14 protein-coding genes are annotated in these 14,393 nt (G+C 68.2%); 8 read left to right on the top strand and 6 right to left on the bottom strand.

The window, feature by feature from the left end; all coding sequences use genetic code 11:
• The first annotated feature begins 92 nt into the window (after window positions 1-92).
• Window positions 93-884: a 2OG-Fe(II) oxygenase family protein gene (locus tag F3087_RS04060; protein WP_150400376.1), complete on the top strand. Its 792-nt coding sequence runs from the start codon at window positions 93-95 to the stop codon at window positions 882-884.
• Window positions 871-1,644 (top strand): SDR family NAD(P)-dependent oxidoreductase, encoded by a 774-nt coding sequence (locus tag F3087_RS04065; RefSeq protein ID WP_223884803.1) that lies wholly within the window; start codon window positions 871-873, stop codon window positions 1,642-1,644. Before F3087_RS04060 ends, F3087_RS04065 begins: the two co-directional genes overlap by 14 nt.
• Here F3087_RS04065 and F3087_RS04070 read toward each other — a convergent pair whose 3' ends face one another.
• Window positions 1,645-2,481 carry an SDR family NAD(P)-dependent oxidoreductase gene (locus F3087_RS04070; RefSeq protein WP_223884804.1) on the bottom strand — a complete coding sequence of 279 codons (837 nt, stop codon included), beginning with the start codon at window positions 2,479-2,481 and terminating at the stop codon, window positions 1,645-1,647.
• An 83-nt stretch (window positions 2,482-2,564) separates the two neighbouring features.
• Entirely contained in the window at window positions 2,565-3,425 is an 861-nt protein-coding gene (locus F3087_RS04075; protein ID WP_150400899.1) for a polysaccharide deacetylase family protein, read from the bottom strand.
• A 205-nt stretch (window positions 3,426-3,630) separates the two neighbouring features.
• Between F3087_RS04075 and F3087_RS04080 the strand changes: the two genes are divergently transcribed.
• The gene (locus tag F3087_RS04080; protein WP_150400377.1) at window positions 3,631-6,003 is read left to right on the top strand and encodes a lysylphosphatidylglycerol synthase transmembrane domain-containing protein; all 2,373 of its coding nucleotides are present in this window, start codon (window positions 3,631-3,633) and stop codon (window positions 6,001-6,003) included.
• On the opposite strand, the gene F3087_RS04085 is transcribed toward F3087_RS04080, so the two are convergent.
• A complete protein-coding gene (locus F3087_RS04085) occupies window positions 6,000-6,887 on the bottom strand; it encodes a class I SAM-dependent methyltransferase (RefSeq protein WP_317983904.1) in 888 nt (295 codons plus the stop codon). The genes F3087_RS04080 and F3087_RS04085 overlap by 4 nt on opposite strands.
• On the opposite strand from F3087_RS04085, the gene F3087_RS04090 reads away from it, so the two are divergent.
• Entirely contained in the window at window positions 6,828-7,409 is a 582-nt protein-coding gene (locus F3087_RS04090) for a TetR/AcrR family transcriptional regulator (protein ID WP_223884805.1), read from the top strand. The two genes, F3087_RS04085 and F3087_RS04090, sit on opposite strands and share 60 nt — an antisense overlap.
• A 1-nt stretch (window position 7,410) precedes the next feature.
• Here the strand turns inward: F3087_RS04090 and F3087_RS04095 are convergent, their stop codons facing one another.
• Window positions 7,411-7,749, bottom strand: a complete 339-nt coding sequence (locus tag F3087_RS04095; protein ID WP_150400379.1) for a cupin domain-containing protein — start codon at window positions 7,747-7,749, stop codon at window positions 7,411-7,413.
• A gap of 64 nt (window positions 7,750-7,813) precedes the next feature.
• On the opposite strand from F3087_RS04095, the gene F3087_RS04100 reads away from it, so the two are divergent.
• Entirely contained in the window at window positions 7,814-9,238 is a 1,425-nt protein-coding gene (locus F3087_RS04100) for an aminotransferase-like domain-containing protein (RefSeq protein WP_150400380.1), read from the top strand.
• Between the two features lie 6 nt (window positions 9,239-9,244).
• On the opposite strand, the gene F3087_RS04105 is transcribed toward F3087_RS04100, so the two are convergent.
• Window positions 9,245-10,219, bottom strand: coding sequence for an NAD(P)H-dependent flavin oxidoreductase (locus F3087_RS04105; RefSeq protein ID WP_150400381.1), 975 nt, complete (start codon window positions 10,217-10,219; stop codon window positions 9,245-9,247).
• Window positions 10,220-10,559: 340 nt separating this feature from the next.
• On the opposite strand from F3087_RS04105, the gene fadD5 reads away from it, so the two are divergent.
• From fadD5 to F3087_RS04120, 3 genes are all read left to right on the top strand, one after another.
• Entirely contained in the window at window positions 10,560-12,131 is a 1,572-nt protein-coding gene (fadD5, locus tag F3087_RS04110; RefSeq protein ID WP_150400382.1) for a fatty-acid--CoA ligase FadD5, read from the top strand.
• Between the two features lie 28 nt (window positions 12,132-12,159).
• Window positions 12,160-12,765: a cysteine hydrolase gene (locus F3087_RS04115; RefSeq protein ID WP_150400383.1), complete on the top strand. Its 606-nt coding sequence runs from the start codon at window positions 12,160-12,162 to the stop codon at window positions 12,763-12,765.
• 120 nt (window positions 12,766-12,885) lie between these two features.
• On the top strand, window positions 12,886-13,341 hold the full coding sequence (locus F3087_RS04120) for a hypothetical protein (protein WP_150400384.1): 456 nt from the start codon (window positions 12,886-12,888) through the stop codon (window positions 13,339-13,341).
• Between the two features lie 2 nt (window positions 13,342-13,343).
• On the opposite strand, the gene F3087_RS04125 is transcribed toward F3087_RS04120, so the two are convergent.
• Complete coding sequence (locus tag F3087_RS04125; protein WP_223884806.1) at window positions 13,344-14,315, bottom strand: MBL fold metallo-hydrolase; 972 nt, start codon at window positions 14,313-14,315, stop codon at window positions 13,344-13,346.
• Window positions 14,316-14,393: the final 78 nt, after the last annotated feature.

Consider the following 14,393-nt stretch of genomic DNA (forward strand, 5'->3'; position numbering starts at 1 on the left):
CGGCACTCCGCGCACAAAACGAACACCACCTGTGCGGGGTGGTAACCGGGCAATATGATCGCCAGAGGTGCGACCGGGAGGGAGTGAGTGGTGTGACAACCGAGTCGGTACTGGAGGCGCAGGCGCGGCCGGAGCGGTTCGCCGACCTGTTCGCCCACCGGCGGTGGATCCGCCGCAGTCAGCCGTTCCCGCACGTGTATGCCCGGGATGTGTTCGTGCCCGAGTACTACCAGCGGATGACCGACGACCTGGCGCGGGTGCAGCGCGACCGGCCGGAATTGTTCGGGCAGGTGGCGACGAACTACAGCGCCGTCGGCGTCCGGCTCGCCGACGTGGCGGACACCGCGCTCTCCGTCTTCACCTCCCGCGAATGGCACGACCTGATCACCGGGGTCGCGGGCGTCACCGGGACCGGCGACATCGAGGGCTCGGTGCATCATCACGCGCCGGGCGCCCCGTACGGGTGGCCGCACAACGATCTCAATCCCGCGTGGTTCCCCGGCGACCCGCCCGGACCCGGCGAGGTCCGGCTGCCGGACGGCACGGTGGACACCAAAACCGGGGCGCGCGCCGACGGCGTGGTCGCCCGCGAGTCGATCCGCGCGGTGGCGGTGCTGTTCTATTTCGGCAACCCCGGCTGGCAGCCGGGCGACGGCGGCGAGACGGCGCTCTACGACAACATCGCGGAGGGCGAGAAGCTGCCGGACCTCACCTTGGTTCCGCCGCTGGACAATTCGCTCATCATGTTCGAGGTGACGCCGCGCACCTGGCACACCTTCGCCGGCGGCAACACCAAGGACCGCAACAGCGTGGTCATGTGGGCGCACCGGACCAAGGACGAGGCGCTCGAGCGTTGGGGAGGGGATCGCATTGTCTACTGGTGAACGCCGGGTCTGCCTGATCACGGGCGCGGGCGGAACGCTCGGCAACGTGTTCTGCCGCTCCTACTACACCGACTACGACATCGTCGCGGTCTGCCGCACCCGCACGCCCGCGGTGCCGTCGCAGCTGGAGTGGTTCGTCGATCCGCTCGACCCGGAAAAGCCGGTGCCGGAAAACAATTCGCGGGTCTTCGTGATCCGCGCCGATCTCACCGCACCGGGCGAGGTGGAGCGGGTGGTCGACCTCGCGCTGGCCCGGTTCGGAAAGGTCGATCTGCTGGTCAACAATGCCGCGCACGTTCAGCTGCAACCGCGCGGCATCGTCGACGGTGACGGTGCGCTGGAGCAGTTCGATCCGCATTTCACGCTGAATGTCGCCGTGCCGCTGCGGTTTTCGGCGCGACTGGCGCAGCGGTTCTGGGTGCACAACGGCGTGCAGAATCGCGCGGCGAACCGCAACATCGTCAACGTCTCCAGCATCTCCGGCTCGGAGGTGTACCCGGGACAGACGCTGTACTCCGCGTCGAAGGCCGCGCTCAACCAGCTGACCCGCAATACCGCCGACGAGTTCGCCGAGTTCGGGGTGCGCGCGAATGCCATTGCGCCGACCAGCTTTCCGGCGCTGGTGTCCACCGAACAGGTGGCGCAGGCGATCGTCGAGCTCGACGGCAACGACTTCACCGGCGGCGTGTTCGGCGTCGGGCCGGAGCCGAGCGCGGCGGACAACGCCCACCACGATCGGTTCGCCGAGGCCGACCGCTAGCTACCCGGTGACCCGCTCGGACAGCTCCCACAATTGTTGCGCGAGAGCGGGATCCACCGCCTGCTTGTTGCTCGGCGGCTCCAGCTTGAACCGGTGGAAGTACAGTCCGTTGATCTCCTCCGGCGTGGTCGCCAAGTGCACCAACGGTTCCGAACCCTGGTCCGGTCGGAGGAAGAACGGCTTGGCCAGCGGCGACCGGATGAGCCCGCCGAGGCCGAGCGGAGCGTGGTCGTACACGTGGGTGGCGACCGCACCCGGATGGAAGGCGGCGGTGACCAATCCGGTGCCCTCGGTGCGGCGCGCGAGTTCCCTGGTGAACACGATGTTCGCCAGCTTCGACGCCGCGTAGGCACCCATCTGGTTGAACGAACCCGTGGTCGCGTTGGCGGTGTCCAGGTTCAGCTTGGCCATCCGGTAGGTCGTGCTCGCCGTGTTGATCACCCTGGCCCGCGACTGCACGAGCCGGTCGAGCAGCAGGGTGGTCAGCAGGAACGGCGCGAGGTGGTTGACCTGGAAGGTCAGCTCGTTGCCGTCGTCGGTCGCGGTGCGCTTGGGCCAGGAGCCACCCGCGTTGTTGGCGAGCACGTCGATGCGCGGATAGCGGTCGAGCAGTTGAGCGGCGAGCTTGCGCACCTCGTCGAAGCGGGCGAAGTCGGCGACGAACGGCTCGGCGCCCGCCTCGGCCGCCACCGCCGCCGTCCGTTCCGGCGATCGGCCGACCACCGCGACGGTGGCCCCGCGCGCGACCAACGTCGCGGCCGCCTCGGCGCCGATGCCGGAGCTCGCGCCGGTCACCACCACGGTTTTCCCGGTCAGATCCTGGGCCTGCACAGCCATCCTGCCTCCTGAAACGTCGGTCTAGCTGACCTGATCGTGTTCGGCGCGGGCGGATTCGGCAAGGCGGCCGCGCATATTGGTGCTCAAGCAGCGGCGGCCGCGAAGTGCGTGGCGATCTCGTCGGTGGTGGTCAGCCACACGCCGGGATGGTTCACGACATACTCCAGGGCCTGATCCAGATACTTGGCCCGGAACGCCTGCCCGATGACGAACGGGTGCAGCGCGAGCGCGAGCACCCGGCCGCTGTCGGCCGACTCCGCATACAGCTGATCGAGCTGGTCCTTGACGATCTGGACGAAGTCGGGACCGTTGGTGCCCTTGCCGAGGAACAGCGTGTTGTCGTTCAGCTCGACCGTGTACGGCACGCTCAGCATCCCCGGCACATTCAACGGATACGGCTGGTCGTCGTTGGTCCAGTCGAGCACGTAGCTCAGACCGAGTTCAGCCAGCAGCGCCGGGGTGTTGAACGTTTCGGTGAGCGCCGGCCCCATCCAGCCGTGCGGCCGCCGACCGGTGGCCCGCTCGATGGTCTCGACCACTTCGGTGAGGTACGCACGTTCCTGCTCGATCGACATGTCGGCCTGGAAGATCGAGTTGTTCTTGCCGTGCGCCAGCCAGGCCCAGTCCCGCTTCAGGCCCGCCGCGATGATCTGCGGATTGTGCTCGACCACATCGGAATTGAGCAGCGCGCTGGCCCGGATGCCGTGCCGGTCCAGGATTTCGGTCAGCCGCCAGATGCCGACGCGCGGGCCGTAATCGCGCCAGCCGTAATTCAACGGATCCGGCGCGAGGCCGGCGGTGCCGGGGAAGATGCTGGTCGACGGCTGATCCACCTGATAGTGCTCGACGTTGAGGCCGACATAGAAGGCGACCCGCGCGCCGCCGGGCCACTGAATCGGCGCGCGTTCGGTGATCGGGCTGTAGTCGTAGAGCTCGTTGTCCATGCCGTCGATTCTCGAACTTGACACCAATGTCAGATTCAACCCGCGCGCGGGTGAGATAGCGCACAGGGCCGCGGCCCCGCCGACATTTGGCCGAGGCGGACGCGGCGTGTTGGTGTGTATCGTCCACGCCGGTCTCCTGCATACTCACCGAAAGGGTGAGCGAGGGTGGCCGACGCAGCTCCAACTCGATCCGAAAGTGCCGAACATGCGAGTCGACGGGCGGGATATCCCGGTAACAGGGAACCTGCTACAGCCGCTATTCCGGCGGACGAGTGACATCATCCGCGTCGTGCTGGCCGCGGTATGGGTGGCGATTGTCGTCGCGGCGTCGGTGATCACCCGGCCGGAATGGCTTGCGCTGGAACGTTCGGTGTCCAATATCGTCGGGTTCCTGAATCCCGACCAATCGAACCTGGTCTATCTCGTCTACGGCATGGCGATCCTGGCATTGCCGTTCGCCATTCTGCTCGAGCTGATCATCGGCAGACAGTGGAAACTGCTCGCGGGCTACGCGGCGGCCGGCCTGACCGCGGGACTGCTGCTCTCCATCACCGGCACCGGCCTCTCGGCCCCGAAATGGCATCTGCAGGTGCCGGATCGACTCGATACCTTCCTCTCCCAATTCCTGGACGACCCGCGCTGGATCGCGATGCTGGCGGCCGTGCTGACGGTGTCCAGCCCGTGGCTGCCCAACCGCCCGCGGCGGTACCTGTGGTTCCTGCTGCTGGCCTTCGCGCCGATCCACCTGGTGGTCAGCACGGTGGTGCCGGCCCGGGCGATGTTCGGACTGGCCGTCGGCTGGCTGGTCGGCGCGGTCATCGTGCTCGTGGTCGGCACGCCCGCGCTGGAGGTGCCGCTCGACGCCGCGGTGCGGGTGCTGGCCAAACGCGGGCACACGGTCACTCGATTCACCGTGGTGCATCCGGCCGGGCGCGGCCCGCTGGTGCTGGCCGCCGCCATCGACGGACCCGAACGCGGGCTGGTCATCGAGATGTACGGCAAGAACCAGCGCAGCTTCGGCGCGCTGCGCCAGCTGTGGCGCTGGCTCACCTTCCGCGCCAGTGAAACCGCGGCCATCCACGGCTCCATGCATCGCGCGGTCGAGCACCGCGCGCTGATGGCCCTCGCGATCGGCGACCTCGGCCTGGCCAGCAGCACGCCGGTGGCCGTCGCCGCGCTGGACCGCGGCTGGATGCTGCACGCGCACACCATGCCCAAGGGCACCCGGCTCAGCGAGGCGCCGGTCGAGCAGCTGGCCGGGGTGTGGAAATCGCTCGACGAGCTGCACCAGGGCCAGATCTCGCACGGGGACCTGCGCCCGACCGAGATCCGGATCGACAACGGCACCACCCGGTTCGGCGGCTTCGCCAGCGCCGAATACGGCGCCTCGGTCAAGCAGCAGCAGTCCGACATCGCGCAGCTGCTGGTGTCGACGACCGCGATCTTCGGCAAGGAACCCGCGGTCAGCGCGGCCATCAAGACCCTCGGCGAACAGCCGGTGCTCGCCGCCGCGAGCCGATTGACCAAGTCCGCCATGCCCGCCGGGCTGCGCAAGACGGTGCCGGACTGGAAGGGCGCCATGTCCGCGGCGCGCGACGAGGTGCGCAAGCAGACCGGGCAGGACCGGATCCAGGCCGAGCAGATCACCCGCTTCACCCGTAACCAGATCATCCAGCTGGTGCTGCTGATCGCGCTGGTCTACGTCGCGTACCCGTTCATCAGCGCGGTGCCGACCTTCTTCACCCAGCTCAAGACCGCCAACTGGTGGTGGGCGCTGCTCGGGCTCGCGGTCTCCTGCCTGACCTATGTCGGCGCGGCCGCGGCGCTGTGGGCCTGCGCGTCCGGCGCGGTGAGTTTCAAGAACCTGGTGATCATGCAGATCGCCAACACCTTCGCCGCGACCACCACGCCGGCCAGGGTCGGCGGGCTCGCGCTCAGCGTGCGCTTCCTGCAGAAGGGCGGCGTCGGCACGGTGCGCGCCACCGCGGCGGTGGCGCTGCAACAGGCGGTGCAGGTGATCACCCACCTGTGCCTGCTCGCCGTGTTCAGTGTCGCGGCGGGCACCTCCGCGGACCTGTCGCACTTCGTCCCGGATGCCACGGTGCTGTATCTGATCGCCGGGGTCGGCGTCGGCATCATCGGTACCTTCATGTTCGTGCCGAAACTGCGGCACTGGCTGAACAATTCGGTGCGCCCGCAATTGCAGGAGGTGCTCGGCGAGCTGGCCGATCTGGCGCGCGATCCGAAGCGTTTCTCGGTGATCATTCTCGGCTGCGCCGCGATCACCCTCGGCATGGCCGGGGCACTGTGGGCCAGCGTGGAGGCCTTCGGCGGCGGCACCACGTTCGTCACCGTCACCATCGTCACCATGATCGGCGGCACGCTGGCCTCGGCGGCGCCCACCCCCGGCGGCGTCGGCGCCGTCGAGGCCGCGCTGATCGGCGGCCTCGGCGCGTTCAACGTGCCGCTGGATATCGCGGTCCCGTCGGTGCTGCTCTACCGCGTGCTCACCTGCTGGCTGCCGGTCCTGTGCGGCTGGTTCACCATGCGCTGGATGGCCGCGAAGGACATGATCTAGCCACGGATTTCCTTGGTGGCGAGCAGAACTCCGGTCGAAGGCCGCACCGCGCTGAATGTCACCGCACCGAATCCGGCCGCGTGCAACATGTCCCGATAACGGCGAATGTCGACCGCCGCCAACGGATCCGCGGCATGGCCCGGCCCCGTCTCATCGGGTGCCCGGCGCGCGGCGACGCGGGCCATGATCCGGACCACGGCGGGCAATATCCGACCCGTCGGATGCGTATCGGCGAGCAGCAACGTGCCGCCGGGGCGCAGTATCCGGAACATCTGCGCGATGGCCGCGTGCCGTTGCGCCTCCGGGATATGGTGCATGGCAAAGGTGGAGGCAACCACATCGAAGGTTGCATCGGGCAGTGGCAGCGTCTGGGCGGCGCCCAGTTCGAATCGACAATTCGTCACAGTATTGGAATGTTCGGTCGCGTAGTCGATCATTTCCATGGCCGGATCGATGCCGATGACACTGCCGTCGGGACCTACTCGGGCCGCCAGTTTTCGGGCGAGATCGCCTGGTCCGCAACCGATGTCGGCGATGCGATGGCCTGGTGCCGCACCACTGAGTGCGACCAGGCGAAGGTTGAGCCGAGCGCCGCGGCCGAGCAGAAATAGGGCCTTGAAAGCGCGGTAACTCCGAGGCTTGGTAAGCAGAACACCGGTTTCGGTGTCATTGTGGCCCTGTCGAATGGAAGACTGGGGTGCGTTTTTGGTCATGTGTTCATGGTCGGGAGGGGGCCGCCACTTCGACCAGAGGCAAAACCACGGAAACCGTTCCATTCGGGACGGATTCGCGACATTTGTACGGGAGGCACATTGTCGTCGGAAGTGAAAAGACTGACGGGCAGCACGGATCGCCGGGTACGGCGGACGAAAAGCCTGCTGCATCGGGCGTTGATCGAACTCATGCTGGAGCGCGGCTACGACCGAATCTCGGTGCGGGACATACTGCACCGGGCCGATGTCGGACGGTCCACGTTCTACGCGCATTTCCGCGACAAGGACGACCTGCTGCTGGTGAGCAGCACCGACTATCTGCGCGCCGCGGTGACCGCGCCGGGCGGTGAGGCCGGGGCCGACGCAACGCCGCTCGCCCCGGTGCACACGCTGTTCCAGCTGGCCGCCGCGAATCCCGAGGTGTACCAGGCGTTGCTGGGTCGCAAGAGCGGCGCGCTGCTGCTGCGGACCACGCGGGAGATGGTCGCCGAGATCCTCGCCGAACGGCTGACCGAGCTGCTCGACATGGACCAGGCCGAATTCGATTCGACCGTGACGTTCCTGTCCTGGGGTGTGGTCGGCGTGCTCGGCGCGATCGCCGACGCGGACCCGCCGCTGCCGCCGACCGAGGCGTATCAGCGACTGGAACAGCTGATCGGACCCGGCCTGTCCGGCCGGGTCCGCGCGAGCTGACTCAGTTTCCGTATTGCGCGGTCTCCGGGCGCTCGATCAACAGGGTGTGCGCGGGCTGCTCGGCCACCGGACGGTGCCGAACGCCCTTGGGCACCACGAAGAGTTCACCCGGGCGCAGGACGACCGGATCCTGCCCGTCCAGCTCGATCCGGAACTCGCCGTCCCAGCACAGGAACAGTTCGTCCTCGTCGTGGTGGTGCCACGGGAATTCGCCGGCCAGCTGGGCGACGCGCACGACGGTGTCGTTGACGACGGCCAGTTCGCGCTGCTGAAAGGGGCCGGGCAGCCCGGCTACCACGTCCTGGATCGACACCGGGGCGGCAATTCTTGCTGCTGTCATGGCAGTAATCGTCGAACGGTCCAGGTCGCCGAACCATGGCCAATCGGGCAGAATTGGTTTGGCTATGGAGCCAATCAATGTCGCCGAACGCCTCGGCCGCTGGTCCGCGGGCCGGGGCGCGCTGTACGCGCTGCTGGCGGCGCGACTGCGTCAACTGATCGATGACGGCGAATTGCCCGCGGGCACACCGCTGCCGCCGGACCGGGTGCTGGCGAACACGCTCGCGGTGGGACGCAGCACCGTGGTCGCCGCCTATGACCTGTTGCAATCGGAGGGCAGGATCGTCCGACGCCAGGGCAGCGGGACCCGGGTGGCCGGGAATCCGCTCGCGCGCCCCGCCGAGACCACCAGCGCGCCGGTCTTTCTCGACCTGCTCGAGCCGCGTCCCGACGTGATTCCGCTGGCCTGTGCCGCGCCGGACACCCCGCCGGCGGAGCTGACCGAGTGCTACGCCCGGATCCTGCCCGAGCTCGCCGCGACCACCAGCGATATCGGGTACTACCCGACCGGACATCCTCGCTTACGACATGCCATCGCCGAGTACTACCGGAATCGTTGCGTGCCAACCACTTTCGAACAGATACTGGTCACCACCGGTGGGCAACAGGCGCTTTCACTGCTGGCCCGGTGCTTTCTCCAGCCCGGCGATCGGGTGCTGATGGAATCGCCCAGTTCCCCACCCGCGCTCGAAGCCTTCCGCGCGGAAGCGGCTGTGGTCGAGGGTCTTTCGCCTGGACTGGCCGGATTCGCCGCAGCCGCGCGGGAACATCGTCCCGCGCTCGCCTATGTGATTCCCACCTTCCAGAACCCCACCGGCTCGGTGCTCCCGCCGCTGGCCCGCAGGCGATTGGCGGAAAACGCGGCGACGCAGGGTGTTCCGCTCATCGAGGACGAGGTACTCGCCGAGCTCGGCTTTCCCGGATTCAGCACACCGCCACCGCTGGCGGCGCATTCGGACGCCGTGCTCACCGTCGGCTCACTGAGCAAGACGGTGTGGGGTGGACTGCGCATCGGCTGGGTGCGGGCCGCGGCGCCGATCATCGCCCGGCTCGCCCGGATCCGCGCGGTGCACGATCTCGGCGGCGATGTGCCCGCGCAGTTGGCGGCGGCCGAACTGGTGCCGCGCCTGGCCGCCGTCTGCGCGCGGCTCGCGCCGGAACGGAAGGCCAGGCACGACCACCTGCGCGCGGAACTGGCTCGGCTACTGCCCGATTGGACCGTGCCGGAGGTCGCGGGCGGCCAGACCCTTTGGGTGCGTTTGCCTTACGGCGACGGCACCTCGTTCGCCCAGGCCGCACTGCGCCACGGTGTCGCGATTCTGCCCGGCAGCGGGCTGGATTCGACCGGCGGCAGCGCGGACCACATCCGCGTGCACTTCCTGCATCCGGCCGAGACGCTCACCGAAGCCGCCCGCCGCCTCACCGAGGCATGGCGCACCTATCGTCCGCCGGCGCAGGTAGTTCCGTCGCCGCCGGCCCTCGCCATCTAGAACGAGTTAAGCCACAACGGTTTCCGCGAGCCGCGCGGTGATGAGCGCTTCGGCCTCGTCGACCATGCGGGTGATGAGCTCCGCGCAGGTCGGGATGTCGTGGATGAGGCCCTGGACCTGACCCGCGCTCCAGATGCCCGCGTCGAGATCGCCCTCCTCGAATACGCGGCGGCCGCGCGCACCGGCGACCAAGTCGCGCACGTCCTCGAAAGTGCCGCCCGCCTTTTCTATTTCGACGACCTTGCGGCTGATCTCGTTGTCCGCCACGCGGGCGGTGTTGTGCATGGTGCGGAAGATCAGCTGGGTGTCGCGCTCGGTGTGCGCGACGATCTGCTCCTTGACCTTCTGGTGCACCGCGGACTCCTGGGTGCACAGGAAGCGGGTCCCCATGTTGACGCCGTCCGCGCCGAGGGCGAGCGCGGCGACCAGGCCGCTGGCGTCGGCGAATCCGCCGGACGCGATCATCGGAATGTCCAGCACCCGGGCGGCCGCGGGGATCAGGATCAGGCCCGGCACGTCGTCCTCGCCGGGGTGGCCCGCGCATTCGAAGCCGTCGATGCTGACCCCGTCGACGCCGATCCGCTGGGCCTTCAGCGCATGCCGCACGCTGGTGCACTTGTGCAGCACCTTGATGCCCGCGTCCTTGTAGTACGGCAAGAACGGCTCCGGGTTGCTGCCGGCCGTTTCGACGATCTTGATGCCGCTGTCGATGATCGCCTGCACGTACTCGGCGTACGGCGGCGGGTTGATCGACGGCAGGATGGTGACGTTCACGCCGAACGGCTGGTCGGTCAGCTCCCTGGTGCGCGCGATCTCGCGACGCAGGTCGTCCGGCGTCGGCTGGGTGAGCGCGGTGATGAAGCCGAGCCCGCCCGCGTTGGCGACGGCCGCGACGAGCTCGGCCCGGCCGACCCACATCATGCCGCCCTGCACGATCGGGTGTCGCACACCGAAGGTCTCGGTGAACCTGGTCCGCAGCATTGCGTCTCCTCTGCCTCGCGCGGGCGTGCCAGTTCGCCCGAAGACCTGAATAGTGACACGAGGATCCACCGGTATTCAACCCATAAGTAAGCCGACATTCGCATCTGTTCGCTGCACGGCAGGTCTTGTTGCTGCGCCTGAGCAACCGGAAGTATCCGCAAAACATCAGTTGAGAACGGGTTTGTTGATCTCGGCGGCAATCCGGTCCGATTAACGGCGGTTCATCTCACGACCCCTTGCCGTCCGCATAAGTTAGTTGATATTCTGCGCTCAGTTCAGCCCGTCACAGCGGTCGGCCAGCCCGGCGGACGCACGTGCCGGTCCGAGAGGAGTTCGTGGCATGACCAACCGTGTGCAGGCGCTAGACGAGCCGCTCAGGTCTCGGCGTAATCACTGGAACAACCAGATCGCCGTGCACGCGCAGATGCGCCCGGACGCGGTGGCGCTGCGGTTCCGGGACGCGGACACCACCTGGTTGCAACTGCACGAACGCTCGCTGAAGTTCGCCGACGCACTCGCCCGCCGCGGTGTCGGCTTCGGCGACCGGGTGCTGATCCTCGCGCTGAACTACCCCGAATACGTCGAGGCCGTCTTCGGCATCAACGCGCTGGGCGCCATCGCGGTACCGGTCAACTTCCGGCTCACCCCGCCGGAGGTGGCCTACATCGTCAGCGACAGCGGCGCGAAGGCGATCGTCACCGACACCGTGCTGCTGCCGCTGGCCACCGCCGTGCAGGCGCAATCCGCCACGCTAGAAGCATGTTTCGTGATCGGCGGCCCGAGCGCGGACGGCGTGTTCGGCTTCGACGACGTGCTCGCCGAGGGCGGCGAGCCGCACACCCCGCTCGACATTCCCGAAGACACCCCCGCGCTGATCATGTACACCTCGGGCACCACGGGCAGCCCGAAGGGCGCGATCCTGTCCTACGCGAACATGAATTCCCAAGCGCTGACCGTGATCCGGGCCCTGGCGACCGAACAGAGCTCGATCGGCTTCTGCACCTCGCCGCTGTTCCACATCGCCGGACTCGGCAGTCTCGCACCGTGTTTCCTGCTCGGCGCGAAGACCGTGCTGCATCCGCTCGGCGCGTTCGATCCCACCGAGTTCCTCGACGCGGTCGAGCGGGAGCAGGCCACCAGCGCGTTCTGCGTGCCCGCGCAGTGGCAGGCCATCTGCGCCGAACCGCGGGTGAAGGAGCGCAAACTGGCGCTGACCGCGCTCAGCTGGGGCGCCGCGCCCGCCTCCGACACGGTGTTGCAGGCGATGGCCGACTGCTTCCCGAACGCGTTCAATGTCGCGGTGTTCGGGCAGACCGAGATGTCGCCGATCACCTGCGTGCTGGAGGGCAAGGACGCGCTGCGCAAGCTCGGCTCGGTCGGCAAGCCCATCCCGACCATCCAGGCCAGGATCGTCGACGACGAGATGAACGACGTCGCGCCCGGCGAGGTCGGCGAGATCGTCTACCGCGGACCGACGCTCATGCAGGGCTACTGGAACAAGCCCGAGGCGACGGCGGAGGCGTTCGCCGGCGGCTGGTTCCACTCCGGCGACCTGGTCAGCCAGGACGAGGAGGGCTTCATCTGGGTGGTGGACCGGAAGAAGGACATGATCATCTCCGGCGGGGAGAACATCTACTGCGCCGAGGTGGAGAACGTGCTGTTCGCGCACCCGAAGATCCGCGAGGCCGCGGTGATCGGGCGCGCGCACGAGAAGTGGGGCGAGGTGCCGGTGGCCGTGGTCGCGCTCAACACCGCCGAGGACGAGCTGACGCTGGAGGAGCTGACCGCGTTCCTCGACGCGAACCTGGCCCGCTACAAGCATCCGAAGGATCTGGTGCTGGTCGCGGAGCTGCCGCGCAATGCCAGCGGCAAGGTGGTCAAAGTTCAACTGCGCAAAGATTATTCATCCTGAGCGCGGCGGGCTGACGTAGGGTCGGGGGATGGCGATCCCCCGTATCCGCGCGGCCGTACTCGCACTGCACTGGCAGGTGAACGTGATCAAGCCCGAAGGCTTTTTCGGGCCCATGCTCGCCGAGCCGGTCGCGGCCAGTGGCGTCGTCGCGCGTGCGGTCGATTTCCACAAAGCCGCCGCTGCGCAAGGATTTCCGGTGGTCTTCACCCGATTCACCATCCCGGTCGGCGAGGGCGAGCTGGTGCGCAACACCGGTTTCATGCGGTCGGTGGGCGCGGCGCAGACCGAGTTCCGGCCGGATTCGGCAGGCGCCCAGCTCATTCCGGAGATGGACGGACTGGCGAGCGAGGTGTTCGACAACCAGAAGCTGTCCGGGCTGGCGGGTAACGCACTGGCACAGTGGTTCACCGAGCAGAACATCGACACACTGTTCGTCACGGGCGTGGCGACCAACCTGACCGTCGAGCAGACCGCAAGACACGCGACCGATCTGGGTTTCACCGTGCATCCGGTGGCCGACTGCGTCGCCGCGGCGAGCACCGAGGCGCACGCGGCGGCACTGGCGAATCTCGAACTCGTCAGCGCCGGTTCGCTGACCGCCGCGCAGGCGCTCGAGCTGCTGGTCCGCCGCTGATCTTGATCCGGGCGCGTGGCGGCGTGCTTGAATGGGTATCGGCAACATGACAGCTACGGCCGAATCGTGCTGCACGTGCACCGATTCGGCCGCTTCGCCTAGAGATCAGGAGCCAACTCGGTGAAATTCCTCCACCTGACGGCAGCCGCCGCGACCGCCCTCGCGGTAGTGGCCGGCACGGCCGGCTGCGGCGGCGACAACGAGACGGACCACTCGGCCCACGCCATGTCGACCGTCCAGCAGGCCCCCACCGCCGCCGTCAACCCCACGTCGGCCACCTCTCCCGGCCGCGCCACGTCCCCGGCGATCGCCACCTCACCGGCCGCCGTCGCCGACGTCGACTGCGGCCCGGTCACCGACGCGGGCGGCGGCACCCGCACCGTCATCGCCGTCGGCACCCCGGCAGGCCGGGTCGGCTGCACGGAAGCGATCAACGTCGCCACGAAATACGCGACCACGGTGAGCAATACCGACGCCCAGACCATCGAAGGCTGGCAGTGCAACGCCCAGCCCGACCCCGCCACCCCGTCCAAGTGCACCAAGGACGGCTTGATCATCGGACTGCGGGCCAGCTGACCTCAGCTCGCCCGAACCGCGCGGGCCAGGACCGCGTCGTAATCGTGGCTGGCGATGACCTCGATATCGGCCGGAAGGGCGTGCAGGCGCTGGATGGTGCGGAACGCGGCGTCGCGGTCGGCGTCGAAGAGATTGCCGGGCATCGGAGCCTTCTCGCGGATCAGCTCGACCTGCAAGGTGTTCCAGACGGCGTCGCCGGCCAGCAGCACCCGGGTGCCGTCGTCCACCGCGAGGAGCACGCCGATGCTGCCGGGGGTGTGGCCCGCCAGATCGACCAGCACGACGGCGCCGTCGCCGAACACGTCGTGGCTGCGCGGGAAGGTCAGCACGGGTGGGCCGTCGAGCTCGACCGGCGCGATGGACTGGCCGCGCAACGGTTCCCGGATGACGCCGATCGGCGCGGTATCGCCGTGCATGGCCCAGGCATATTCGACCGCAGGGACGCGGAGTTCGATCGAATCCGGCAGCTCGAGCAGGCCGGCGACGTGGTCCCAGTGCAGGTGGGTGGCGAGGGTGAAATCGATATCGGAGGCCGCGAGGTCGCGGGCCGCGAGCGCGTTGCTCAACCCGAGCACCGGCTTGTCCGGCGACACCAGCTTGCCGACCGGGAAGGGATGCCCCGGCAATACCCGCGTGTGCACGTCGGCGCAGATGGCTGGATCGATGAGGAACCGCGCCTGCGGATGCTCGACCAGAAACGCGCCCATCGACATCGGCAACTCGCGCAAGCTGCGCACACCCTCGGCGACGATGATGGCCGGCGCGGCCATCGTGGCCTGCGGCAGCGCGATCAGCCGGACCGTCGCGGTGGCCTTCGGCGCGGGCGCGGACACCAGACCGGCGAGAAACGCCTGGTCGGGTCGGCGCGGCCGGAGTAGCCGGCCCGGGGTGGCGGCCAGTGCGGCGCAACACCGCACCAGCGTGCCGAGGGTTCCGGGGCGTCCATCGGCAAGGCGTGCGGAGTTATCGCTCACCTCGCCACGGTAAGCGATCGGCCACGTCGGTGCAGGCCACGCAAAAGACTCTTCTCCATAGTGCGATATCTCGGCATA

This window comes from Nocardia colli (genome assembly GCF_008704205.1).
Lineage (GTDB): Bacteria > Actinomycetota > Actinomycetes > Mycobacteriales > Mycobacteriaceae > Nocardia > Nocardia colli.